Raw genomic sequence first — 25,556 nt, forward strand, 5'->3', positions numbered from 1 at the left:
GCAACTCCCTTGCACAGGAAGACCCTTCTCCCGCTGACGGCCGCGGCCGGCCTGCTGGCCTCCTCGGCGGTGCTGCTGACCCCGGCCCCGGCCGCCCTGGCCGCCGTCCCCACCGGCGCGACCACCCTCGTGTCGCAGAACTCCGGCAAGTGCGTCGACGCCGCCGCCGCGTCCACCGCGAACGGCACCGCCGTGCAGCAGTACACCTGCAACGGCACCGGCGCCCAGCAGTGGCAGGTGCAGGACCTCGGCAACGGCTACGTCCGGATCAACGCGCAGAACGACTCCGCCCAGGCCCTCGACGTCACCGACCTCTCCACCGCCGACGGCGCCAAGGTCCAGCTCTGGACGTACGGCGGCGGAGCGAACCAGCAGTGGCGGGCGGTCGCCGGGACGGACGGCGCCCACCACTTCGTCAACCGCAACAGCGGCAAGTGCCTGGACGTGCCCGGCGCCTCCACCGCCGACGCGGTCCGCCTGCAGCAGTACACCTGCAACGGCACCGCCGCCCAGTCCTTCACCTTCGGCACCACCGGGACCAACCCGCCCGGCACCCCCGACCTGGGCCCCAACGTGGCGGTGTTCGATCCCTCGACGCCGACCGCCGCCATCCAGGCCAAGCTCGACCAGGTCTTCGCCCAGCAGGAGACCAACCAGTTCGGCGCCCAGCGCCAGGCCCTGCTGTTCAAGCCCGGCAGCTACAACGTGAACGCCAACGTCGGCTTCTACACCCAGGTGGCCGGCCTCGGCCTCTCCCCCGACGACGTCACCGTCAACGGCGCCGTGCACGCCGAGGCCGACTGGTTCCAGGGCAACGCCACCCAGAACTTCTGGCGCTCCGCCGAGAACCTCTCCGTGAACCCCACCGGCGGCACCGACCGCTGGGCCGTCTCCCAGGCCGCCCCCTACCGGCGCATGCACGTGCGCGGCAACCTCCAGCTCGACGACGGCGGCTGGTCCTCCGGCGGCTTCATCGCCGACTCCAGGATCGACGGCCGGATCGACTCCGGCTCCCAGCAGCAGTGGCTCTCCCGCAACTCCCAGTGGGGCGGCTGGGCCGGCTCCAACTGGAACATGGTCTTCGTCGGCGACGTCAACGCCCCCGCCAACAGCTTCCCGAACCCGCCGTACACCACCGTGGCGCGGACCCCGGTGGTGCGCGAGAAGCCCTTCCTTTACGTGGACCGGGCCGGCGCCTACCAGGTCTTCGTCCCGGCGCTGCGGACCGACACCACCGGCACCACCTGGGCCGGCGGCGCGCAGGCGGGCGACTCGCTGCCGATCGACCGGTTCTTCGTCGTCAAGCCCGGCGCCACCGCCGCGGACATGAACGCCGCCCTCGCCCAGGGCAAGAACCTGCTGGTCACACCGGGCGTGTACCACCTGAACCAGACCCTGCGGGTCACCCGGCCCGACACCGTCGTGCTCGGCCTGGGCCTGGCCACCCTGGTGCCCGACAACGGCATCACCGCCGTCGACGTCGCCGACGTGGACGGCGTGAAGCTGGCCGGGCTGCTGATCGACGCCGGTACCGTCAACAGCCCGGTGCTGATGCGGATCGGCGCCGACGGCCCCACCACCGTCGACCACAGCGCCGATCCCACCTCCCTGCACGACGTGTTCTTCCGCGTCGGCGGCGCGGGCGTCGGCCGGGCCACCCAATCCCTGGTCGTCAACTCGAACCACGTCCTCGGCGACCACCTGTGGCTGTGGCGCGCCGACCACGGCAGCGGCGTCGGCTGGAACAGCAACACCGCCGCCAACGGACTCGTCGTCAACGGCGCCGGGGTCACCATGTACGGCCTGTTCGTGGAGCACTACCAGCAGACCCAGGTGATCTGGAACGGCGCGGGCGGCCGCACCTACTTCTTCCAGAACGAGCTCCCCTACGACCCGCCGAACCAGGCCGCCTGGACGAACGGCTCCACCCGCGGCTACCCCGCCTACCAGGTCGCCTCCGGCGTCACCTCCCACGAGGCGTGGGGCCTCGGCTCCTACGCCTACTTCAACGTCGACCCGGCCGTCGTCGAGGAGCACTCCTTCGAGGCCCCCGACCGCCCCGGCGTCCGCTTCCACGACCTGGTGACCGTCTCCCTGGGCGGCACGGGCACCATCAGGCACATCATCAACTCGACCGGCGGCCCGTCGGACTCCACCACCAACGTCGCCACCCTGGTCTCCTACCCGTAGCCCCGCCCCCCACCGGCCCGGCCCGGCCCGCACCCCGCGGACCGGGCCGACCCGTCGCGGGAGGCACGGCCGTGGCCGGCCTCCCGGTCGGCCTCCTCGGCCTCCTCGGCCTGCCGGCCGTGGTCGGTTCCCCGACGGCCGAGCCCCTGAGGGGCGGGCGGAGCTTCCTCCGGACACGCGCCTCCCGTGTTCAGCGTGATCGTCTCCCGGGTGAGGGTGTTGCGGCATCGCGCCTCGCGGATTCCCGATAGCGCCCGGGTGGCTCGTCCCGCAGTCGGGCGAACGCCCGGCTGAACGCCGGGAGGGAGGAGTAGCCCACGTCGTGCGCGATCGACTCGATCGAGTCGGACGTGTCCCTGAGCCGTTGGGCCGCGAGGTCCATGCGCCAGTGCGTCAGGTAGCCGGACGGACTCGTGGCGAGGACCGCGTCGAAGCGGCGCGCGAGGGTCGCGCGCGAGACCAGCGCGGCCCTGGCCAGGCTCTCGGCCGTCCACGGCCGGGACGGGGTTTCGTGCATCAGCAGGAGCGCGCGATGGACGACCGGGTCGGCGAGTGCTCGCAGGAGCGGCGGGGCGTTGCGGGCGTCCTCCTCCGACAGCCGGGACCGCAGCAGTTGGACCAGGATGATGTCGACCAGCCGGTCGAGCACGAGGGAAGTGGCCGGCCGGGCTTCGGCGAGTTCGCGGCCGAGCAGGCGCACGGTGTCGGCCAGGCCGTCGCCGGCGAGCCCGGACCGCACATGCACAACCGTCGGGACGTGGGCGAGCACTTGGGTGCGCGCTCCGGCGTCGTACCGGTAGCGGGCGGCCAGCACGCGGGTGGCCGGCCCTCCGGTGCCCAGGACGATCGGCCGGTCCGACGGTTCCGTCGACTCGCAGACGGGCGGCATCCCGGCGGGGGCGCTGGCAAGCGCGTGCGGGGCGCCCGCCGTCACCAGGAAGACGTCCCCGGCCCCCGCGAGCACGGGCCGCATGCCCTCGACCTCGATCCAGACCACCCCGCTCGTGACGGCGTACAGGACCGCGTCGCCGTCCTCGTTCCAGCGAATGCCCCAGTCGCCGGACGCCTGAATACGCGCTCCGACGGTGCCGCGCACGCCGGCCACGGCAAGCCAGTCAGCAAGAAGGTCCACATCGGCGAGCGTATTCGAACCGCTCCGCATGCCACCGACGATGAGTCGATCGGACAAGAAAGTGGTCGATCCGAGCATTGAAGCGCCTACTCGTCGCTCCATAGCGTGGAGGAACGATCTCACCGAACGGAGCTCAGCATGAACAACGGCAGCCACACAGCGCTACGCATCGCCCGCAGCGGAGGCGTCGCCCGGATCGTCCTCGACCGTCCCCCCGTCAACACCCTGGACCTCGCGATGGTGCGCGACCTCAAGCAGTTCGTCGAGGAGGCCGAGAAGGACACGTCGATCAAGGTCGTCGTGCTGGAAAGCGCCGATCCCGAGTTCTTCGCCGCCCACGCGGACCTGAACTGGATGCTCGACCCGGGCGAACTGTTCGACCTGGCCGACCCTGCGGCCGATCCCGCGCTCAACCCCCTCCAGCAGCTCCACGAGCGCTTCCGCGCGCTGCCCCAGGTCACCATCGCCAAGCTGCGCGGACGGCTTCGCGCCGGCGGCGTCGAACTGGCGATGGCGGCCGACATGCGATTCGCCGCGAAGGGGGAGACCTGGCTCGGCCAGCCGGAGACCAGGATGGGCATCTTCCCCGGAGGGGGCGGTACTCAGTACCTCAACCGTCTGGTCGGGCGCGCCCGCAGCGTCGAGATCGTCCTCGGCGCCGACCTGTACGGCACGGACATCGCCGAACTGTACGGCTGGATCAACCGTGCGCTGCCCTCCGAGGAGCTCGACGCCTACGTGGACACCCTCGCCCGGCGCATCGCCGACCTGCCCGAGGGCGTCGCCTCCGCCGCCCTCGCCGCCATCGACGCCGCCGAGGCGAGCGGCCCTGTACCGGTCCTGGCCGAGGAGTCCCGGGCACACGCCCGCGTCTACCCGTCTCCGCCCGAGATCGTCGACCGAGCCCGGCGCGGCCTCGAAGCCGGAGCGCAGACCCGTGAAGGAGAGACCGACCTCGAAGCCCTGCTCGACAGGGTGGCCGACTCGGCCTCGTGACCGAGGCGGTGCCCGTCCAGCAGCGCGTACTCGTGGGCGCGGGCGAGCCGCGACTCCCCGACTCACCGACTCACCGACCAGGGAGTCCGGCGGGACCGGCGGGACCGGCCAACGGTTCGGCGGGCCGCCGGGTCGGCTCGCCGGTCCCCGTTCCTCGCACGAACAGGACGGGTGGCGGGGTTCGTCCCCCGCCACCCGTCCACCGTTCACGCGAGCGTCCGCCACTCTCCGCGCCGGCCGCGCCGGCCGCGCAGTGCCGGCCGTGCCGTCCCGGGCGGACGGTCCCGGGCGGGCGGCCGCACCGCTACCAGCGGTACCAGCGACCGCGACTGCCGGTGCTGCTGGTCCCCCGGGCGACGAAGCCGAGCAGCCAGACCACCAGCACGAAGATCGCCAGCCACCACAGCGCCTTCAGGGCGAATCCCGCACCGAAGAGGATCAGGGCGAGCAGGAGAACCAGCAGGATCGGAACCATCGTCAGCAACCTCCGTCGTCAACTCCGTGATCTTTGACAAGGGCCCGCCTGCCCTGTCGATCCGGGTTCATGCATCCTCGTGCGGCGAACCGGCCCCTCCGGCCCGGACGGCCCGGACGCCGCGCCACGCCGAGCCGTGGACCCGGGAGTGGCGGTCACCCTACGAGCAGTACCCGGCGGCCGCGGGTGTGGCCGGCGCGGCTGTCGATGTGCGCCGCCGCGGCACCGGCGAGCGGATACGACCGTGCGACGGGGATGTGGAGCCGCCCCCGGGCGATCAGGTCGACGGTCGTCGCGAGCGCCCGCGGCACGCTCCCGGCCACACCCGAGAAGCGGACGCCGTGCGCGGGAGCGTCCAGGTCGGCGATGGAGACCACCCGGGCGGGATCGCCGGTCAGTTCGACCAGGTCGCGGATCACGCCGGCGCCGGCCAGGTCGAGGGCCGCGTCGACGCGACCGAGCCGGCGCACCCGCTCGACCCAGCCCTCGCCGTACGTCGTGGCGGTGGCGCCCAGGCCGCGCAGGTAGTCCTGGTTCGCGGCGCCCGCGGTGCCGACGACCGCGATGCCCCGGTCCCGGGCGACCTGCAGCACGGCCGATCCGACACCCCCCGCGGCGCCGCTGACCAGCAGCCTCTGCCCGGACCGGACTCCCACCTCGTGGAGGATCCGCAGCGCGGTCTCCATCACGGACGGGTACCCGGCCGCCTCCTCGAAGGTCAGTCCGTCCGGCATGGCGGCCCAGGCCGACAGCACCGCGAACTCGGCGTAGGTGTTCGCCCCCTCGCCGAAGACGCGGTCGCCGACCGCGACCCCGTGGACGCCCTCGCCCACTTCGTCCACCACTCCGGCGGCGTCCAGTCCGAGACCGGAGGGCAGCTCGACCGGGTGGGCCCCGAGGACCTGGCCCTCGCGGATCCTCCAGTCGGCAGGATTCACGCCCGCCGCGCGCACGGCGATGCGTATCCGTCCGGGCCCCGCGTGGGGCTCGTCGGCGTCGATGAGGTGCAGGACGTCGGGGTCGCCGAACTCGGCGAAGATCACCTTCTTCATGCGAATCACACTAACCCTAACGGTTAGCTTTTTGGAACAGTTGCGATAATGGAGCTGGTAGTGTAAGCGCATGAACGAGCCGACCGGCCGCCGCGAACGCAAGAAGGCCGCCACCCGCCGGAAGATCGCCGACACCGCCCTGCGGCTCTTCCTCGAACGCGACTACGACACCGTGGGCATCCGCGACGTGGCCGCCGGGGCCGACGTCGCCGTCACCACGGTCTTCGCGCACTTCGCCTCGAAGGAGGCCCTGGTCTTCGAGCAGGACCAGGACTTCGAGCAGCGCCTCGTGCGCGCGGTCACCGATCGCGCCCCGGACGAGCCCCTCCTCCCGGCGCTGCACCGGGAGGTCCGTGCACTGGTGCACCACTGCACGGGCGAGGCCGCCGAACCGGTCCGGCGGATGATCACCGCCTCACCCGCCCTGCTCCAGTACGAGGAGACGATGCGGCTGCGGCACGCCCGGTCGCTGGCGGCCGCCCTCACCGACGACCCGGGCCTGGGGCGCAGCGCCCTGACCTGCCGCGCACTCGCGCGGTTCGTGATCGACGCCTACGCACTGGCCGGCGAGGCCGCCGACCCGGACGGCGCCCTCGACGAGGTCTTCCGGATGGTCGAGGCCGCCTGGAGCGCCACCGAGGCTTTCGGGCACCCCGCCGCCCGGGCCGGGCGGTGACCGTCGGCGGCCGGGCGCACCGGCGGACCGAGGGAGCGGCCCGACCTGCCCGAGCGGCCGGAGCAGCCGGAGCGGCCGGACGACGGAGGCTCGGCGCCCATGACCAGGACGGCAGGGTCACCGGCCTGGTACTCCGTGCCGGCGGAGGCGGTCACAGCGCCCGACCGTAGCGGCGCGAGGCCGGCCCCTGGCGACCCGTGGCCCCGGGACCACCCGGTCGGGCAGGGGCACGGCCCCAGGGGTGCACTTTCGGGGATGGGAGCGGTCGGTGCCGCCGGTGTAGGGAGAAGGGGCAAGGCAGCGGTAGGCGACCGGGAGGGTCAGTGCGCGCGAGGGCGGACAATCGCAGGGGGAACGGCGGCGAACGGGCCGGTGGAGGTGACCGCGGGGCCCGGGAGACGCGGGTGAGCGGGCCCGTGGCGGCGGCGATGTCCCCGGAGCAGGCCCGCGAGCTGCAACGGAGCATCGGCAACTCGGTCGTGGCCCGGATGGCGCGGGGCGGGCGGGGAGAACCGGGCGCGGACCCCGTCCAGCGGTCCAGTGTGCACGAGGTGCTGCGGGGCGCCGGGCGCCCGCTCCAGGGGCCGGTGCGCGCGGAGATGGAGAGGCGGCTGGGCGCGGACTTCTCCGATGTGCGGCTGCACACCGGCGCGGCCGCACAGCGGTCCGCCGCCGAGATCGGCGCGCGGGCCTACACGTCCGGCAGGGACGTGGTCATCGGGCGCGGGGGCGACGACCGCCATACCCTCGCGCACGAGCTGACCCATGTGATCCAGCAGCGGCAGGGGGCCGTCGCCGGTACCGACCGGGGCGACGGGCTGCGGGTCAGCGATCCGTCCGACTCCTTCGAGCGCGAGGCCGAGGCCAACGCGCGACGGGTGATGGCACGGCCGGCCGGCGGACCGGAGGCGGTCCAGCGGGCGGAGCCGGGCCACGCCGCGGGGGCCGCCGAGCCCGCCGTGCAGCGGAAGCTGGGGTTCGAGACGGAGATCGACATGCCCGTCGAGACGTCCCGCGGCACACCGTACGAGGGCGACACCGACCTGGCCGAGAGCACCGCGGCCGACTTCAAGCTGGTCTCCGACAAACGGTCGCTGCGCAACCGGACCGAATACTCCAACCTGGAGTTCGTGACCGGGGCGGTCGCGGTCGTCGGCACCGGCAGCGAGTCCGGGCCGGCCACCCTCGAACGGCTGGTCGACGAGATCAGGACGGTGCGCGAGGCGTTCTACCAGCAGACCGGGAAGACCCCACTGGCGGGCATGGGCCTGCAACTGGAGATCCTGCCGGCGGGGCAGGACGCCCGGATCGCCCCGGACCTCGACTTCCCGAACTACGCCGGCGCCCCGGGCATGGGCGACGGGCTGTTCGTCCACTACTCGGTCGGTGTGCCGCTCGCCGGTATGCCGCTGTTCTTCGACCATCTCAGGGAGGCCGCTCCCCAGGCCCCGGGGGCGCCGCTCCCCCGCGCCCGGTTCCGGCTCTCGCAGTCGAAGACGTTCGCCGCGCAGGTCGTGTCCCGGTACGAGCAGGGCCAGGAGTCGGCGCGCAAGCGCAAGCGGCTGGAGACGGACTCCCTGGACGGCTACAGCCAGCTGTTCTTCATGCAGGTCGCGGCCATGGCCGACTACCTCGCGCAGGACGAGGACCGGGGCCAGATCAAGAACCTGACGGTCGTGCTGTCCCGCTCGCAGCTCACGGACGTCCGCGCGCTCCTCGACCCCGGGTTCCAGGACTTCCTGTCGGCCGACAGCGAGGCGATCGTCGACCTGCTCTCACAGTTCCAGGAGGATCCGGGCGACGGCGGCGCGAACCTGGAGTTCCGCGACGAGGCCATCCGGGAGATCGACGGCCTCCCGGTGTCCCTCCTCTCCTTCGCCGAGTCGACGCTGAAGGGTGTCCCCCGGATCCCGCAGCAGAGCGTGTTCGGCGGTATGAACCAGATCGCCCCGCACGAGGAGGAGGGCGCCATGATGGTCCCCGTCGAGATCCGGACCATGGGCTCCCTGATGAAGACCTGGGACGAGCTCAAGGCCGAGCTGCGGGACCTCGCGAACTGGGCGGAGGAGGCGTACCGGCACGACCGGTCGCTGGCCGGCGACTCGGCCCGCAGGCGTGCCGGTTCGTGACGCGTAGCGGCATCCGACGAGGGCCGGCCCGTGTCACGGGCCGGCCCTCGGTACTCGCCGACGCTCCTGGAACGGCCGCCGTCCCGCCCCGTCGGCACCCGAACGATCGGTCGGGCGCCGGGAGGGATCGGATCCAGCCTTATTTGAATGTCCGTCAGGTTCACATTCGAACGCCCGGCCGGAGCCGCCCGGGGCCGCCGAAATGAGGATGTACGGTCACCCGCGAGGGGTCTTCCCTGCGTCCGAACCGTCGGTTTTCAGCCGGAATGACTCGGGCTCACCTTTTCTCACGGAAGAACCTGACAGACGATGCGTATGCATCTGTTCACCTGAGGTCGCTCAACACGCCGCTCACGTTGACGACCTCGTGGCACTCCTGGGCCTGCACGCCAGTGGCCGGAGTGCCCGGCTTCGCACAGGTCACCTGGACCGTCACGGTCTGGTTCTCAGTGATCCTGATGGGGGTGACCCAGTGGTAGTCCTGGTTACGGAACGTCTCCAGCGCGATCGTCGTGATCTTGCGGTCGCCGAAACCGATCGTCACGACGCCTTCGTCGCCCTGGAAGTTGGCGACGACGATGTCCGTGATCCCGAACGCCTTGCCCACGGGCACGGTGTAGGTGCCGACCTTGGTCTCCCCGCCGGCCGTCGCCTGGTCGATGGTGGCCGAACTCTGCTGTCCGCCGCCCGATCCGGTCCCGACGCCGCCACCCGGTCCCACCCCCACTCCCGTTCCCGTTCCGGTGCCGCCCGCGCCCGCCCCGGGCACGGTGCTCCCGCCCCCGGAGCCCGGCTGCCCGGAGCCCGCCACCGTCGGCGTCCGGCCGCCGGCCGGCGTCTCGGCGGGGGTCGGCTGCTGCTGGACCGCCTGGTCGGCGGCCTCCCTCGCGGTGCTGCGCACGGCGGGACGCACCAGCAGGAACCAGGCCAGCAGCAGCGCGAGAAGCGCCGCCAAGGCCGCCAGCAGCCAGGTCGGGAAGATCGGTATCTGGACGAACTCGGCCTCCGGCCGCGGCCGTTCGCGGTGGTCCTCACCCGCGTCCGCACCGGCGTCGTCGGCCCGTGCCCCGGCCTCGGCCACGGCCTTCGTCCCGGCCTTCGCCACGGGCTCCGTCGCGGTTTCCGCCACGGTGACGCCGAACGGCCAGGTGACCGGCTTCCCGAACCACACCGGCTTTCCGGCGCGGACCCGCAGCGCCACCTCCGCCGACTCTCCCGGCTCCAGCTTCGGAGCCGCGGGGCGGATGTCGAACTTCAGCTCCTCACCGGGCTGGGCCGGGGTGAATCCCACCTGGACGGGGCGATTGCCCTCGTTGTGGACGGCGACGCGGAAGCGTCCGCGCAGCCAGCCCCGGCGGCGCCTGGGAAGGCTCTCGGCCCGAAGCTGCCGGAATCCCTCGACCCGCACGGTGGTCTCGGGGACCTTGACCGCCTCGGGGTGCTCGGTGGGCAGGACCCGTACGGCCAGCGGCACCTCACCCGCCCGCACCCGGGACGAACGCGGGGGCGCCAGGCGGATGGTCACCGTTTCCGAGGTACCGGGGTAGAGGGAGACGCGGTCGGGCTCGACCGTCGTCCAGGCAGCGCAGTCACCGACGACTTCCAGACGGTACGCCTCGACGATGTCGCCGTCGTTGCGGACGGTCAGGCTGGTGGTCGCGGTACCGCCCGGCGTCACCGTCACCGACGGGATGTCGAGGCCGGGCGCGCCGGAGCTGGGAGGGGCTGCTGGAGTCGTCACGCCGCGACGCTACGCCGCCGCCCAGCCCGTCTCCACGGGCGCGGGGGCAAGGCCCGGGCAGCCGCGATGCCCCGAAGAGCCCGTCCCAACTCCTCTACCCAGAAGCTTTGTTGCCCCCAGGGGTGGTCCGACGACCTCTGGGGCCCGCACTACACCCCTCATACGCTTCACGGAACAGGTACGCCCATGCTCCACACCGACCTCATCGGCACCGTCCACCCGTCCGGCACCGGCACCGCGCGGCCGAGCGTCCCGGTCCAGGGCCGCGCCCCGGCCCGCGGCCCGGCGGCCCACGGCCCGGCCCACGCCCGGGCCGCGCACGACGCGGCGACCGGCGAGCCCGGCGGACGGGTCACCGTGGCCGTGTACGCCTCGGACCCGGTCCTGCACGTCGGGATCGTGCAACAGCTGCGCCAGCGGCCCGAGGTGGAACTGGTCGACGACGCCCACGCGCACGAGGCACGGATCTCGCTCGTCGCCGTGGACAGCGTGGACGACGAGACGACCGCCCTGCTGTACCGGCTGCGCCACAACTCCGCCACCCGCACCGGGCTCGTGGTCGGCACCTTCGACTCGGGTGACGCCTTGCAGCGCGCGATCGAGTGCGGGGTCACCGCGGTGCTGCGGCGCGCCGAGGCCGACCAGGACCGGCTGCTGCGGCTGGTCCTGGCGATGGCGAACGGTGAGGGCGTCCTGCCCGGCGACCTGCTCGCGAAGCTCCTCGACCATGTCGGCAGCCTCCAGCGGTCGGCCCTCGACCCGCACGCCGCGTCCCTGTCCACGCTGACCCCGCGCGAGGCGGACATGCTGCGCCTGGTGTCGGAGGGCCTGGACACCGCGGAGATAGCGCGCAACACCTCGTACTCCGAACGGACCGTCAAGAACGTCCTGCACGAGGTCATCACCCGGCTGCAGTTGCGCAACCGCTCGCACGCCGTCGGCTACGCGCTGCGCAACGGGCTGATCTGACCGGACCGGCGCGGCTACGGCTACGGCTACGGCTACGGTCGCGGCTGCCCGAAAGCGCAGTCGGTGCTTCCCCCGGGCGCGGCCCCGGGGCCCTGCCGGTCCGCCGCCGCGGACCGGCAGGGTGGCAGCGTCGGACAAGAATGCTGGACCGGACTGTGAGGTGGACCGTGATGGGCACGGGTGGCTCCGGCCGTCGGCGACACCGCTGGGGCAGGGCCGGTACGGCGCTGCTGCTGCTGGCGCCGCTGCTGGCGATGACGACCGCCGCCGGCCCGGGCAGCGCAGGGGACCGGCCCTCCGAGGCCGGCGCCGCGAGCCGGACCGCGGCGGCCGACGCCGGGGAGAGCCGGATCGCGTACGCCGGTACCCGCCACCGGAGCCTCGGCCGGGTGGCGACGGACACGACGAGCCCACCGCTGTTCGGCGAGGGCCCGGCGCACTTCGACGTCCAGCCCGCCGCCCTGGGCGACCGGCTGGTGTTCGCGAGCCGCCGCGACGAGCAGGCCCCGCAGGTCTACCTGCGCTCCGCCGACGGCTCGGTGCACCGTCTGACCAGCGGCCTGGACGCGGCGAACCCGCGGCTGACGCCGGACGGCCGGTCGGTCGTCTTCGACGCGGCCCGGCCCGCCGGGCCTGGCGGAACCCAGCGCGACCTGTGGCTGGTGCGCACCGACGGCACCGGCCTCACCCGGCTGACCGACACCCCCGCGAACGAGGAGCACCCCACGGTCTCGCCCGACGGCACGCGGCTGGCGTACTCCTCGGACACCGATCGGACCGCCGGCCGGCAGGTCTACGTCCGGCCGCTCCGGGGCGGGACCGCCACCCGGGTCTCCGACCCCGCCGACGGCGCGGGCACCGAGCCGGTGTGGAACCCGGTGGACGGGTCGGCGACCCGGGACCGGATCGCGTACACCGCCACCGGACCGGAGGGGCCCCGGCTGCGGTGGACCGACGGGCGCACCGGCGGGCCACTGCTGGCGGGTGCGCGGGCACAGTGGCGCACCCACGGGGCAAGCTGGCTGCCCGACGGGGACGGCCTGCTCTTCCTCAGCCCGGACCGGACCTGTACCTGCGAGGGCGACTGGGACCACGTCTTCCGGGTGAAGGCGCTCTCGGAGGACGAACCGGCGGTGGTGCTGAGCGAGGACCGCGAGGTCGGACCGGCCACCTGGCTCGGCCCGCTCCAGGGCGGTGGCGCCGTGGTCGAACGCGTCTCGGCGGACGGGCCGCACGTGGTGACCCTGCAGGACGTCCGGCCGGACGGCTCCGACCCCCGTGACCTCAACCGCGCGGTCCTCAAGGAGGACCCGGCGGCCGACACCGAGACGGATCCGGCGAAGGACCCGCTGTTCCGGCCCGCCGCCGGGTACGACCCGTGGACCGAGCGGCAGACCTACACGCCCGACGGGCGCCGGATCGTGGTGACCCGCTTCGAGGACGCGCCGGCCGGGCCGAACCTGCCGGCCGGGCGGATCGAACGGATCTGGATCGCGGACGCCGACGGCTCCGGCCCGACGGCGCTCCCGCTGGCGGGCCGCGGCCCCAGGGACTGGGACACCGATCCGACGTTCTCCCCGGACGGCCGGTTCCTGGCCTTCACCCGGACCTCGCCCGGCGGGGTCGGCGACGCCGCCGGGCCCGGACGGATCCTGATCGCGGACGCCGCCACCGGCGCGCTCCGGGGCGTGATCGTCCCGCCCGAGGGGCAGCTCCAGGGCGGCGACGCCCAGCCCACCTGGTCCTCCGACGGCACGACACTGGCGTTCACCCGCAACCAGGTGATCAACGGCACCGGGGGCAACAAGCACGTGTGGACCGTGCCCGTGGACCGTCTGGACCGGCAGCGCGACCTGAGCGCCGCCCACTGCCCCGGCGCCTGCCAGGTCGTCGACGACAGCCCGGCGTTCTCACCGGACGGCGCCACCATCGCCTTCAACCGCAAGAACGGCGCCGGCCGGGTCGACGAGCGCAACGGGATCCTGCTGGCCGCCGCGGCGGGCGGCGCCTGCCGGGTGCTGCTGCCCGACGCGGCCCGCGACCGGCCGGGGGCCTGCGGCCGCGAGCTGCCCGACACCACCGCCACCGGGCCCTTCCAGCCCCGCGACGCCGCCTGGAGCTCCGACGGCAGGACACTGGTGATCAGCTCCCGGGCCGCCCTGGCCGCCAACAGCCCGGAGAAGCTGTCCCTGGTGGACGCGGTCTCCGGGGCCCGCACCCCGCTCACCGCCGGTCTGCCGGGCCGTCAGAAGGAGCCGGGCGTCCAGCAGTCCGTGGACCTCGCGGTCCAGGCACCCGGCACGGCCGCGCCACTCACCGCGGGTGACTCCGGGACCGTCCGGGTGGACGTCGTCAACCACGGCCCGGCGGCCTCGCCCGGGACGAGGCTGACCGTCTCGCCCCCGCTCGGGGTGACCGTCACCGGGCTCGCGGCGCCCGGCGCCACCTGTGACGCGGCGGCGCTGGTCTGCGCCCTCGGCGTGGTGCGCCCGGGCGGCACCGTGCCGGTCACGGTCACCGTCACCGGGGTCGAGCCCGGCGACCAGCCCCTGGACTGGTCGGTCACCGGTGCCGTCCTCGACCCCCGTCCCAGTGACAACACCGGCCGGACCGTGGTGCCGGTACGCCCGGCGCCGACCCCGACCCCCACGGCGACCCCCACCGCGACCCCGTCACCGACGCCGGCCCCGACGCCGACACCGACGGCAGATCCGCCGACGACCCCGGTGCCCGCCCCCGCTCCGCCGGCCCCGGCACCGCCGCCGGCCCCCGCGCCCGCGCCCGCTCCGCCGGCCCCGTCGCCGGTCGGCACGCCCCGGCCGCTGCCGCCCGCACCACCCGCGCCGCCGGCCGGCCCCGGGCTGAGCCTCACGGCGCAGCCGAACCCCGGCTACGTGGGCGGTCGTGTGGTCCTCACGTACACCGTCCGCAACGGCCGCGAAGGGCTGGCCACCGGTCTGCGGCTCCGCGTGGGCCTGCCCGGGGGCGTGCCCCACGACGCGCCGCCGCCCGGCTGCGACAGCGCCTGGGTGTGCGCGCTGCCCGACCTCGCCCCGGGCGCCCGGACCGTCGTCCAGGTCGTCCTCAGCCCCGACCGGGCCGTGACCGGCCTGGTGACCGGTTCCCTGACCACCACCGGCACGGACGCCGACCCCGGGGACAACGAGGCCCGTCAGCAGCTGCGGATCCTCCAGCCGCGCATCCTCGCCGTCCCCTCGATCGGCAAGCCCGGCTTCGTCACCTCGGTCCGCGGCGAGGACTTCCCGCCCGGCGCGCCGGTGCGGTTCACCTGGCAGCCGGGCATCACGGCCGCGGCGGCGCCGACCGTCCCCGGTCCGGACGGCCGGTTCACCGGCCAGTTGCTGATCCTCGCCAAGGACGCGACCGGCCCCCGGGTCATCACCGCGAGCGGCCCCGGCTTCTCCCCGGTGCGGACCGACTTCCTGGTGGTCAGCGGCACGGTCCAGCCGCCCAACGAGATGATCCGCCGATGATCCACGAGGTCGACGAGGGGCTGCGCCGGCTGCTCGCGGAGTCCGGTCTGGAGGCGTCGGGCGTCGACGTGGTGTTCGACGCGCCGACCCGCGACTGGGCGGCCCGCCGCAGCGCCCCGACGGTGTGCGTGTTCCTGTACGACGTCCGCGAGGACCACACCCGGCGCGCCAGCGGCGCGGGCGAGGTGTACGACGCGGACGGCTTCCTCGCCGCGCGCCGCGCCCCGGCCCGCTGGTTCGAGCTGACGTACCTCGTCACCGCGTGGGCGAGCCGGCCGCAGGACGAACACCGGCTGCTCTCCCAGGCGCTGCGGTGCCTGGTGTCCACCGACGCGCTGCCACCGCGTCTGCTCACCGGTTCGCTGGCCGAACTCGGCCTCATCGTGGGCCTGGACGGCGGCGGCACCGGGCTCGACGCGCCCGCCGCCTCCGACGTGTGGTCGGCGCTGGGCGGCGAGCTGAAGCCGTCGCTGGGGCTGCGGGTGAGGGCACCGCTGGCCGGGGCCACCACCGCCGTCGCGCCACCGGTCACCGAGGGGCTCGTGGTCCGCGCCGCCGGCCGGACCGCACCGGAGGAGCCGGGGGCCGCCCGGCGCCTGCGCTACACGGAGACGGCCGAGCCCGGTCCGGAAGGCTTCGGCGGCCCCCGGGAGCGGGGGCCGGCCCCCGCCCGCCGCCGACGCGGGGAGCGGCAGCCGTGACCCGGACCCTGGAACCCGCCGCCGCGACGGCCGCCCCGGCCCCGTATTTGTGGACGCGGCTGCGGGTCGTCGAGGAGCGGGTGCGCGAGGCCGTCGCGATCCGGCGCGCGCTCGATCCCGATCCGGACGATCCGTACCGGGGCCAGTTCCTCACCCCCGAGGCGGTCGCCCGGGTCCTGGACGAGGGGGACCGGCCCGCTCCGCCCGCCCTGCCCGGTCCGGACGCGCCGCCGCCCGGCTCGCCGCTGGCCGTGCTCGCCACCCGCTTCGCCCTGGCGCCGCTGGACCTGGACCTGCTGCTGGTGGCCCTGGCCCCGGACCTCGACACCCGCTTCGAGCGGCTCTACGGCTACCTGAACGACGACCTGACGCGCCGCCGGCCCACCGTCGGGCTCGCCCTCGAACTGTGCGGGCAGCGCGGGGCGGCGGCGGCCCGGTTCCGGCTGGCGCCCTCCGCGCCGCTCGTCGCGGGCGGTCTGCTGGAGATCACCGAACCCGAGCGGCCGCCCCTGTCCCGGGCGCTGACCGTCCCGGACCGGGTCACCGCGCACCTGCTGGGCGACACCGCGCCCGACCCGCTGCTGACCGGTGTGCTCGGCCGTCCGGCCGGTGATCCGGCCGTCGACCCGGCCGAGCTGCGCCGGGCCGCCGCCGCGGCCGGGACCGGCACCGGCCATGTCCACCTGCGCAGCCGGGGCGGCGATGCCGAGGGACTGGCCGTCGCCGCGCTGCGGGCGGGCGGGATGCCGCCGCTGGCCCTGGACCCGGCGGCGCTGGCCCGTGACCCCCGGGGCGTGCCGGGCGTCGCCCGGGCCGTGGCGCGCGAGGCCCGGCTGCTGGGCGCGGGCGTCCTGCTGGGGCCGCTGGAGGAGCTGCCCGACCGGCCCGCCGAGCGGGCCGGGGTCCTGCGCACGCTGTGCGACGCCCTGCGCGGCCTCCCCTTCCTCACCCACGGGACCGGCGGCTGGGAACCCGCCTGGGCGGCCGACACTCCCGTCACCCTGACGGTGGCGGCTCCCGCCCCCGAGCGGCAGGTCGCGCGCTGGCGGCACGCGCTGGAGGGGGCCGGCGAGCGGCACGGCGCGAGGGGCGGCGAGGCCGTCGGCGAGGACGGGGCCGAGTCGCTCGCCCGGTCCGTCGCCGCGCACCGCCTGGACGCCGGGCAGTTGCGGAGGGCCGCCGGCACCGCGGTGCGCTCGGCCGCGCTCGACGGCCGCCCGGTCTCCACCGACGACCTCCGCACGGCCGTCCGGGCCCAGAACGGCGCGGGGCTCGCCCGCCTCGCCCGGCGGGTCGAACCCGCGGTGGGCTGGGACGACCTGGTGCTCCCCGCCCCCACCCACCGCAGTCTGCGGGAACTCGCGGTGCGCGCCCGCCACCGCGAACAGGTGCTCGGGCAGTGGGGCATGCGGCCCGGCGGCGGGCGGGGGCGCGGGGTGATCGCGCTGTTCGCCGGTTCGTCCGGTACCGGCAAGACGATGTCGGCCGAGGTGGTGGCGGCCGACCTGGGCATGGACCTGTACGTGGTGGACCTCTCCACGGTGGTCGACAAGTACGTCGGTGAGACCGAGAAGAACCTGGAGCGGATCTTCACCGAGGCGTCCGCCGTCAACGCGGTGCTGCTGTTCGACGAGGCGGACGCGATCTTCGGCAAGCGTTCGGAGGTCAAGGACGCCCACGACCGGCACGCCAACATGGAGTCGGCGTACCTGCTCCAGCGGATGGAGTCCTTCGACGGCATCGCCGTCCTGACCACCAACCTGCGCGCCAACCTGGACGAGGCGTTCACCCGCCGCCTGGACGTGATCGCGGACTTCCCGGTGCCCGACGCCGCCCAGCGCCTCGCCCTGTGGGACCGCTGCCTGGGCGGCCGGGTGCCCAGGGGTGACGACCTCGACCTCCGCTTCTGCGCGGACCGGTTCGACCTGGCCGGAGGTTCCATCCGGGCCTGCGCCGTGACCGCCGCGTACCTCGCCGCCGAGTCGGGTGGACCGCTGACGATGGCCCAGACGGTGACGGCGGTCGCGCAGGAGTACCGCAAGCTCGGCCGGCTGGTGCTGGAGGGCGAGTTCGGACCGTACGTGGCCCAGGTCACGCGGGTCTGAGCCGGGACGGCCGGCGAGCCCGCCCCGGTAGGCCGTCCCGGCAGGCCGGCGCGGTAGACCGTCGCGGCGGGCCGTCGTCGGGGGAAGGCCGGGGGCCGGGGAGGGAGGGCCGGGGAGGGCAGCGCCCTTGCCCCCGGGCAGGTCCCCCGGTCCCTCCCCCGACGACGGCCCGCCGGAAAGGCTGGGGACGGGGCGCGACGGCGCGCGACCGGGTCCGTCGACGGCGTTCGGCCGTCCACCGCCCGCCCTCCGCCGTCCGCCGAACCACCCGGCCGGAGATCCACCGAAGACCGTCCACCGAACACCGGTGACACGAAGGAGCGAGCATGCCGACGTACCTCACCCCGGGCGTCTACGTGGAGGAGGTGCAGTCCGGTGCCCGCCCGATCGAAGGGGTCGGCACCGCCGTCGCCGCGTTCGTCGGGTTCGCCCCGACCGGCCCGTTCCACGAGCCGACGCTCGTCACCAGCTGGGACCAGTACTCCCAGCGCTTCGGCGGGTTCACCGAGGGCGCCTACCTGCCCCACGCGGTCCACGGGTACTTCGCCAACGGCGGCGGCGCCGCGTACGTGGTCCGGGTCGGCGGCTCCGACCGGGACACCTCCGCGCCCGCCGCCACGGCCCCCGAGCAGCGCGCGGCGGAACCCGTCGCGCTCGACGGGTTCCTGTTCGCCGCCCGGCCGGGGGTCACCGGCGTCTCGGTGGAGATCGCCGACGCGGACGGCGAGAGCCCGCCCGAGGACCGGTTCAGGCTGCTGGTCCACCGCGACGGCGCGGTGGCCGAGACCTTCGAGGTGTCGGCCCGCCGCAACGTCAAGGGCTACCTCGTCACCCAGGCCCGCGGCTCGGCGCTGATCGAGGTCACCGAGCAGCGCGGCACCGCCCAGGGCCGGCCCGCGAACCGGACCGCGGCCCTGCCCGACGCCCCCGCCGCCGTACCCGCCCCGGCCGTCGGCCAGGGCGCGGTGCCCCGGCTCGACCCGGCCGAGTTCGTCGGCGACGCGGCCGACCGCACCGGGCTCGGCGGCCTGGAGACCATCGACGAGATCACCATGGTCGCGGTGCCCGACCTGATGGGCTGCCACCAGCGCGGGGACATCGACGCCGAGGGGGTGCGCACCGTCCAGCTCGCCGTGATCTCGCACTGCGAGCAGATGGGCGACCGGGTCGCCGTCCTCGACGCCCCGCCCGGTCTCTCCGCGCAGCAGGTGCGGACCTGGCGCAACGACGAGGCGGGCTACGACTCCCGCTACGCCACCCTCTACTACCCGTGGATCCGGGTCTTCGACCCGGCCGCCGGGCGCAACACCACCGTCCCGCCGAGTGGCCACATCGCCGGCGTGTGGGCGCGCAGCGACGCCGAGCGGGGGGTGCACAAGGCACCCGCCAACGAGGTGATCCGCGGCGCGGTCGACCTGGAACTGCGCCTGAGCAAGGGCGAGCAGGACCTGCTCAACCCGATCGGGGTGAACTGCGTCCGGGCCTTCCCCGGCCGGGGCATCCGGATCTGGGGCGCCCGCACCCTCTCCTCCGACCCGGCCTGGCGCTACCTGAACGTGCGCCGCCTCTTCAACTACCTGGAGGAGTCCATCCTCCTGGGCACCCAGTGGGTGGTCTTCGAACCGAACGACGACCGGCTCTGGTCGAGCATCCGGCGCAACGCCACCGCGTTCCTCACCGAGGAGTGGCGGCGCGGCGCGCTGTTCGGGCGGACGGCCGCGGAGGCGTTCTACGTCAAGTGCGACCGGGACAACAACCCGCAGGAATCGATCGACCAGGGCCGCGTGATCTGCGAGATCGGCGTGGCACCGGTCAAGCCGGCCGAGTTCGTGGTGTTCCGGCTGGCGCAGTTCTCCGACAGCACCAGTCTCATCGACGAGTGACCCGCAGGTCCGGCGGTCCCGGAACGGCCGGGACGAGCAGCAAGGAAAGGTGACAGACAGTCATGGCAGAGGGCGATGCTCTTTCCACCCATATCTTCGGCGTCCAGCTCGGTGGCTACCTGGTCGAGTCGATCCAGGAGATCAGCGGCCTGACCGTCGAGGAGGAGGTGGTCGTGGTCCGGCAGGTCAGCAAGGACGGCAAGCAGATCATCCGCAAGCAGCCCGGCGCCCGCCAGGCCGGCGAGGTCACGATCACCCGGGGACTCGACAAGAGCAGCGAGTTCACCAAGTGGATCACGGAGACCCTGAACAACGGGGCCGTCGACACCGCTCGGCAGAACCTCACCATCGAGATCAAGGACTCCACGGGCGAGACCGTCCGGCGCATCCAGCTGATGAACGGCTGGGCCTCCAAATGGGAAGGCCCCTCCCTCAAGGCCGGCGAGTCCGCCGCGGCCACCGAGACCGTGACCATCGTGTTCGAGGAGATCATCGTCGAGTGACATCCTCCCCGCGCTGAAGCACGGGGATTCCGGCCGCGCCTGCGACACGGGGCTTGCGCCCGGTGCGGCCGGCGTTCCGGTGGGTTCCTGTTTCAACGGGCCGTGCCCGGCGAATGTCGCTGACTCATCGTCGAATACAAGCGATACGAGTACCTGAGATGCACGAGATCAACCTACCGACAGGCACTGACAATTGCCTGCGACCACTCGCACGGCGGTCCGCCCCGACGGCGAAACGCCGCTCCCTGACCTGCTCCGCAGGCGGTCCGTTTCCTCCCCCGGCCAAAGCCGGGGGTATCCACGGAGGTCCCCGATGAGGCGACGTACGGTGACGGCGGGCAGCCTGGAGGAGATCCTCCAGGCCACGGAGCCCGCCCCGGCCCCGGCAGCGCCGACGGGGCCCTCCGCCGGCGCTCCGGCGCGGCGCGAGGAGCACGCGCTGCGCACCGAGTTCGAGTTCGAACTGCCGCGCGGGTACGTGGACGAGGCGGGAACCCTGCACCGGCACGGCTCGATGCGCCTGGCCACCGCGCGCGACGAGCTGCGGCCCCAGATCGACCTTCGGGTCAAGGAGAACCCGGCCTACCTGAGCGTGGTGCTGCTCAGCCAGGTCATCACCCGGCTCGGCACCGTCACCGACGTGCACGCCGGGGTCGTGGAGCGGATGTACGCGACCGACGTCGCGTTCCTCCAGGACTTCTACCGGCGCGTCAACAGCGAGGGCCACACCCGCGCGGCGGTCACCTGCCCGCACTGCGAGGGCGGCTTCGAGGTCGACCTCTCCGGTGGGCGCCTGGGGGAATCGTGACGTACGCGCTCCCCCGGCTCAGGGAGGAGATCGCGTACATCGCCTACCACTTCCACTGGCAACGCGACGAGATCCTCGACCTGACCCATGCCGAACGCCGGCAGTGGGTCACCGAGATAGCACAGATCAACTCCCGCATGAACGAAGGAGGTTGAGCAGATGGCATGGCGGGACAGGGTGCGCCGGCGCGGCGTCGCGCCGGACGCCCCGGGTGCGGGAGCGGCGGGTGCGGGCGCGACGGGTGCGGGGCCGGGCACGACGGACGCGCGCCGGGAGGCCGCCGCCGGCCGGGGCCCGGGCGTGCCCGCCGACTGGGACGGCGGGTGGCGCCGCACCGCGCCGACCCCCCTGACCGTGTCCCGGGCGCCCATGAGCGTCAGTGACGGACTCGCCTTCCGGGACGGGCTCGCCGCCTGGCGCGATCCGTCCTTCGACAGGGGCCTCGCCCACGCCCTGCTGCCGACCGCCCCGACCGGCCTCGTCCGCGGCATCGCCCGCCCCGCCGTCGCGCACCCCACCCACAGCGGAGGCGGCCCGCTGCTGCTCAGGGCGCTGCGCCCGTCCGACGCGGACGCCGCTCCGGACGGCGCGCCACGGGCGGGGGCGGGGGCTCCGCAACCGGGGACGTCTCCCGCGCCGGGTGCGCAGGACACCGGGCGGGCGCGGCCCGGTGGGTCGGGCGGGCGTCCGTCGGGCGGGCGTCCGTCGGGCGGGCGTCCGTCGGGTGCGCGCCTGTCGGGCGCGCGTGCTTCGGCGAAGGGCGCTCCGCTGTCCGCACAGGCGGCGCCCGCGGCCGGCACCGGCGACTCGCGGGCCGGCGAGGCCGGCGAGCGGCCAGGTCGGTCCGGCGGGGGGCCGGAGGCCCCTTCGGAGGCCGGGGCGGCGGCCGGTACACCCGTCACCCGTGGCCGCCCGCCCGCGCGGTCCGCGACGGTGCTCGGCGCGGACGCGCTCCGCCCGGACGCCGATCCCGTCGTCCAGCGGGCCGGAGCGACCGCCGCAACTCCGACCGCGGCCCCGGCCGGGGCCGACCGAACGCCGACGCCCGCACGACTCCCGCTGGTCCGCCGCATCGCGGTGGTCCCCGGCACCTCCGGCGAGGGTGTCCCCGGGGCGGCCCCCGCCGGCCGGTCCTCGCAGCGGAGCACCGCCGGAGCCGGGCCCGTCCCCGCCACCACCGGCCGCCGACCGGGTCGGGAGGCACCGGTCGCCGACGCGCGTCCCGGGCCTCCGGGCGAGAAAGCTCCGGCGGACCGCGTCGGAGCGACCCCGGCCGTGGTGCGGACGCGCCCTGTCGGCCCGTCGCCGACCGTCGCCCGGGTGCCCGCCACGCCCAGGCGACGAGTGGCCGCCGTACTCCCCGCCGTCCCCCCGGTGCACATCGGCGGACCTTCCCCCGCCGCACCCGTACAGCGGGCGGCCGACCACGCGCCTCCGCTCGGCAGCCGCCCGGGCACCCCGGCGACCGGAGTCCCGACACCCGCCACCTCCTCGGACACGACCGACCGCCGACCCGGCCCCGTTCCGGCACCGGCCATGCCTGTCGTCCAGCGGCAGGCGGAGACCGTCCTCGACCGGCCCGGCGCACCCGCGCGGGGCGCGGACGCGGCGCCCGTTCAGCGTACGGCCGACCGTCCCGCCCCGGGCGCTCCGGCATCCGAACTCCCCTCCACCACGAAGTCCTTGGCGCAGGAGACTGCCATCCCCGCGCCGGTCGCTCCCACGCCCCGGCACCAGGCGGAGACGGTGGCCGACTTGCCCGTACAACGCGCGACCGACCACCCCACCCTCGGCACACCGGCGGCCGAACCCACCGCCACCGCAGCACCCCCGGGAGCGGATCCCACCCCTCCCACACCAGCCCTGCCGATCGTCCGACGCCCGACGGACAGCGCGGCCGACTCGCCCGTACAACGCGCGACCGACCACCCCACCCTCGGCGCACCGGCGGCCGAACCCACCGCCACCGCAGCACCCCCGGGGCCGGATCCCGCCGCCCCCGCAGCACCCGTGCCGATCGTCCGGCGCTCGACGGAGACCACAACCGGCACGCCCGTACAACGCGCCGCCGGTCGGCCGACCCTCGGCCCGCCGCTGGCCGGACTCCCGACCACCGCGGCACCCTTGGCCACCAGCGCGCCCGTCCGGGCGGGGGCCGACCGTTCCCCTTCCGCGACCGCGCCTTCGGCGCCGACCCTGCCGGTCGTGCAGCGGCAGCCGGAGGTTCCGGCTGCCGGGGGCGGCCAGGGGCGGACCGGGCGACGTCCGCGCGCCGGGTTGGGGGCCCCGCTGCCCGCGATGCCACCGACCGCCAACCGTCCGGCGGCCCCGTCCACCGTCCAGCGCGTGCCCGTGCCCGTGCCCGTACCAGGAGTTGGACAGCACCCCGGATCCCCGGCCGCGTCACCGGCTGCCGCACCACAGACCGCTGCTTCCCCGACCACCGCGTCCCGGCACGGCGGTCGCGCCGGAGTTCCCGCGCCGCCCGCGGGGACCCGAACGAACGGGCCCGTCCCACTCGTCCTCGCCGGTCGGTCCGGGGCACCGGACGGGGCGGCGGCCGCTCCGCACCGCAGCGTCCGGCTGCTCGCGGCCCGGCCCCTGACCCTCGGCAGCGGCCGGGACATGGGGAGCGCGACGGCCCCCGTCACTTCCGCCCGCGCGGTGGGCCGACCCGTGGTCGCGGCACGCTGGGCCGCCCCGCCCTCCACCGCCGCGCCGCAGCACGTCCAGCGGGCACCCGGCTCCACCGGCCCGCACGAGGTCTCCGCGTCCGGCCCCCTTCGCCCGGCCGAAACCCTTCGTGGCCCCGAACCCCTCCGTCCCTCCGGCCCCGGGCGCTCGTCCGGCCCGCTGCCCGTGACCGCCCCGCACGCGCCGCCGTTGGTGGTCCAGCCTTCCCCGGCCACATCCTCCGCGCGGCCCTTGCCCGTGGTGCCGCTGGTGCGGTCCAGGACACCGGACCCCGTCGGCGCCTCGGGAGACCCCCCGGCACCGCCTCCGACCCCGTCCCCGCCTCCGCTCCCCGTGCAGCGCGGCGCCGGCGGTGTCCGGGGCACCGTCCCGGCCACCACCGCCGCCACCCCGCGCAGCACCGCCCCCGGTACCACCCCCGCGGACCAGCGGGTCACCGCCCCGCGCAGCACCCCAGCGGACCAGCGGGTCACCGCCTCCGACCGAACCGGCGGAAGTCCGCGCGACGCCGGAACGCAGGGCGGCGACCTCGACCTGGAAGACCTGGCCCGCCGCCTGCTCGACCCGGTCTCCCGCCTGCTGCGCGCCGAGCTGCGGCGCGGCCGGGACCGCGCGGGCAGGACCTTCGACGGCCGCCGCTGAGCACCCGCACGAACGAGAAACGGACGACCGACCGATGACGGACAACATCTTCGCGACCAGCGTGTTCTTCCGACTGGCCATCGGCGGCAACGACCTGGGCGCCTTCCACACCTGCTCCGGCATGGGCGCCGAGGTCGAGATGGAGACCTACGCCGAGGGCGGCAACAACGGCTTCACCTGGCAGCTCCCGGGTCGCGTGACCTGGTCCAACATCACCCTCACCCGGCCGGTCACCGCCGACACGGCGAAGATCGGCCGCTGGCTGGACGAGACGCTGCGGCGGGTCGAACCGAAGGACGGCGAGATCGTCGCCCTGCGGCCCGATCTGAGCCGGATCATCAGCTGGCAGGTCTTCGGGATCGTCCCGGTCCGCTGGCAGGGCCCGTCCTTCGACCCCGCCAACTCCGCGGCCGCGGTGGAGACCCTGGAGATCGCCCACGCGGGCCTGCTCCCCGCCTGACCGTCCACCACCGCCCCGTCCCGCGAACCCCGTCCGACGACCGCCGCACTCCCGCTCCGGAAGGAAGCCACGCCATGGCCTTCTCGGCACGCACCAGCCGCGCCAGGGCCCAGCTCACCCTGAAAGAGCCCCCGGCCTCGGTCGGGGCCAAGCCCGGCGGGACGATCGCCCGGCTCGACCTCCAGTTCAACCCCTCGACCCTGCAGCTGGGCAAGACCACCGAGTGGCGACGCTCCCCCTCCCGGATGGCGGGGCAGTCGGCGTTGCCCGAGTTCGTGGGCAGCGGCCCGCGCACCCTGAGCCTGGAGGTCTTCCTGGACGCCACCGCCACCCATGACGACTCGGTGGAGCGGGCGGTGGAGAAGCTGATGAAGGCGTGCGTGCCGACCCCGGCCAGTCTCGGCCGCAAGAAGCCGGCGAGCCCCTGGGTGCGCTTCGAGTGGGGCAGCGCGCGCACCACCTCGTTCGACGGGGTGCTGTCGAACCTGTCGGTCTCGTACACGCTCTTCGACGTGGACGGCACGCCGTTGCGGGCGACCTGCTCGCTGTCCATCGAGGAGGCGAGCGTCGAACCGCCCGGCCAGAACCCGACGTCGGGCGCTCGCACCGCGCGCAGCACGCACATCCTGGTGGCGGGCGACAGCCTGGCGATGCTGGCCTGGCGCGAGTACGGCGACGCGACGGCCTGGCGGGTCATCGCGGACGCGAACGGCATCGACGACCCGATGGCGCTCACCCCGGGGACCGAGTTGGTGGTGCCGGCCCTGCGGGACGACGACCGCGTCCGCACGACCGGCGACGGGCACGCCTTCGACCACGGACCCGACAGCGGGCCGGACAGCGGTGTCGACGACGGTCTCGACAGCGCACGCGGCAGCGGCAACCAGTTCGGCAACGGCAGCGGCG

18 protein-coding genes and 1 pseudogene are annotated in these 25,556 nt (G+C 74.8%); 15 read left to right on the plus strand and 4 right to left on the minus strand.

Annotated features, from left to right (window positions below; translation table 11 throughout):
* The first annotated feature begins 9 nt into the window (after positions 1-9).
* Complete coding sequence (locus ACIQ9P_RS09420) at positions 10-2,190, plus strand: RICIN domain-containing protein (protein WP_402352307.1); 2,181 nt, start codon at positions 10-12, stop codon at positions 2,188-2,190.
* A gap of 190 nt (positions 2,191-2,380) precedes the next feature.
* Here the strand turns inward: ACIQ9P_RS09420 and ACIQ9P_RS09425 are convergent, their stop codons facing one another.
* Positions 2,381-3,322: an AraC family transcriptional regulator gene (locus ACIQ9P_RS09425; RefSeq protein ID WP_402352310.1), complete on the minus strand. Its 942-nt coding sequence runs from the start codon at positions 3,320-3,322 to the stop codon at positions 2,381-2,383.
* A gap of 138 nt (positions 3,323-3,460) precedes the next feature.
* On the opposite strand from ACIQ9P_RS09425, the gene ACIQ9P_RS09430 reads away from it, so the two are divergent.
* A complete protein-coding gene (locus tag ACIQ9P_RS09430; RefSeq protein ID WP_402352313.1) occupies positions 3,461-4,318 on the plus strand; it encodes an enoyl-CoA hydratase/isomerase family protein in 858 nt (285 codons plus the stop codon).
* Between the two features lie 304 nt (positions 4,319-4,622).
* On the opposite strand, the gene ACIQ9P_RS09435 is transcribed toward ACIQ9P_RS09430, so the two are convergent.
* Both ACIQ9P_RS09435 and ACIQ9P_RS09440 read right to left on the minus strand, forming a co-directional pair.
* Positions 4,623-4,793, minus strand: a complete 171-nt coding sequence (locus ACIQ9P_RS09435; protein ID WP_402352316.1) for a hydrophobic protein — start codon at positions 4,791-4,793, stop codon at positions 4,623-4,625.
* Between the two features lie 155 nt (positions 4,794-4,948).
* Positions 4,949-5,845 (minus strand): NADP-dependent oxidoreductase, encoded by an 897-nt coding sequence (locus ACIQ9P_RS09440; protein ID WP_402352319.1) that lies wholly within the window; start codon positions 5,843-5,845, stop codon positions 4,949-4,951.
* Positions 5,846-5,915: 70 nt separating this feature from the next.
* On the opposite strand from ACIQ9P_RS09440, the gene ACIQ9P_RS09445 reads away from it, so the two are divergent.
* Together ACIQ9P_RS09445 and ACIQ9P_RS09450 are read left to right on the plus strand one after the other, a co-directional pair.
* A complete protein-coding gene (locus ACIQ9P_RS09445) occupies positions 5,916-6,521 on the plus strand; it encodes a TetR/AcrR family transcriptional regulator (RefSeq protein ID WP_402352321.1) in 606 nt (201 codons plus the stop codon).
* A 404-nt stretch (positions 6,522-6,925) separates the two neighbouring features.
* Positions 6,926-8,650: a DUF4157 domain-containing protein gene (locus ACIQ9P_RS09450; RefSeq protein WP_402352324.1), complete on the plus strand. Its 1,725-nt coding sequence runs from the start codon at positions 6,926-6,928 to the stop codon at positions 8,648-8,650.
* A gap of 325 nt (positions 8,651-8,975) precedes the next feature.
* Here ACIQ9P_RS09450 and ACIQ9P_RS09455 read toward each other — a convergent pair whose 3' ends face one another.
* Positions 8,976-10,391 carry a hydrolytic protein gene (locus tag ACIQ9P_RS09455; RefSeq protein ID WP_402352327.1) on the minus strand — a complete coding sequence of 472 codons (1,416 nt, stop codon included), beginning with the start codon at positions 10,389-10,391 and terminating at the stop codon, positions 8,976-8,978.
* A 186-nt stretch (positions 10,392-10,577) separates the two neighbouring features.
* On the opposite strand from ACIQ9P_RS09455, the gene ACIQ9P_RS09460 reads away from it, so the two are divergent.
* The 11 genes and pseudogenes from ACIQ9P_RS09460 to ACIQ9P_RS09510 all read left to right on the plus strand — a co-directional run.
* Entirely contained in the window at positions 10,578-11,360 is a 783-nt protein-coding gene (locus tag ACIQ9P_RS09460; protein ID WP_402352330.1) for a LuxR C-terminal-related transcriptional regulator, read from the plus strand.
* 170 nt (positions 11,361-11,530) lie between these two features.
* On the plus strand, positions 11,531-14,854 hold the full coding sequence (locus tag ACIQ9P_RS09465) for a hypothetical protein (protein ID WP_402352726.1): 3,324 nt from the start codon (positions 11,531-11,533) through the stop codon (positions 14,852-14,854).
* Positions 14,851-15,555, plus strand: coding sequence for a DUF4255 domain-containing protein (locus ACIQ9P_RS09470; RefSeq protein ID WP_402352333.1), 705 nt, complete (start codon positions 14,851-14,853; stop codon positions 15,553-15,555). The genes ACIQ9P_RS09465 and ACIQ9P_RS09470 overlap by 4 nt, the downstream gene beginning before the upstream one ends.
* Entirely contained in the window at positions 15,552-17,660 is a 2,109-nt protein-coding gene (locus tag ACIQ9P_RS09475; protein WP_402352336.1) for an AAA family ATPase, read from the plus strand. Before ACIQ9P_RS09470 ends, ACIQ9P_RS09475 begins: the two co-directional genes overlap by 4 nt.
* A 326-nt stretch (positions 17,661-17,986) precedes the next feature.
* A complete protein-coding gene (locus ACIQ9P_RS09480; RefSeq protein ID WP_402352339.1) occupies positions 17,987-19,543 on the plus strand; it encodes a phage tail sheath family protein in 1,557 nt (518 codons plus the stop codon).
* Positions 19,544-19,605: 62 nt separating this feature from the next.
* Complete coding sequence (locus ACIQ9P_RS09485) at positions 19,606-20,046, plus strand: phage tail protein (RefSeq protein WP_402352341.1); 441 nt, start codon at positions 19,606-19,608, stop codon at positions 20,044-20,046.
* A 313-nt stretch (positions 20,047-20,359) separates the two neighbouring features.
* Complete coding sequence (locus ACIQ9P_RS09490; RefSeq protein ID WP_402352344.1) at positions 20,360-20,854, plus strand: hypothetical protein; 495 nt, start codon at positions 20,360-20,362, stop codon at positions 20,852-20,854.
* Positions 20,851-21,009, plus strand: coding sequence for a DUF6760 family protein (locus tag ACIQ9P_RS09495; RefSeq protein ID WP_167349762.1), 159 nt, complete (start codon positions 20,851-20,853; stop codon positions 21,007-21,009). The genes ACIQ9P_RS09490 and ACIQ9P_RS09495 overlap by 4 nt, the downstream gene beginning before the upstream one ends.
* Before the next feature lie 2,872 nt (positions 21,010-23,881).
* The gene (locus ACIQ9P_RS09500; RefSeq protein WP_402352346.1) at positions 23,882-24,190 is read left to right on the plus strand and encodes a hypothetical protein; all 309 of its coding nucleotides are present in this window, start codon (positions 23,882-23,884) and stop codon (positions 24,188-24,190) included.
* A gap of 34 nt (positions 24,191-24,224) precedes the next feature.
* On the plus strand, positions 24,225-24,650 hold the full coding sequence (locus ACIQ9P_RS09505) for a phage tail protein (protein ID WP_402352349.1): 426 nt from the start codon (positions 24,225-24,227) through the stop codon (positions 24,648-24,650).
* Positions 24,651-24,724: 74 nt separating this feature from the next.
* Positions 24,725-25,423: pseudogene (locus ACIQ9P_RS09510) on the plus strand (peptidase M23); the annotation flags it as partial.
* Positions 25,424-25,556: the final 133 nt, after the last annotated feature.

It is taken from the genome of Kitasatospora sp. NPDC094019 (assembly GCF_044764505.1).
In the GTDB taxonomy this organism is placed as follows: Bacteria; Actinomycetota; Actinomycetes; order Streptomycetales; family Streptomycetaceae; genus Kitasatospora.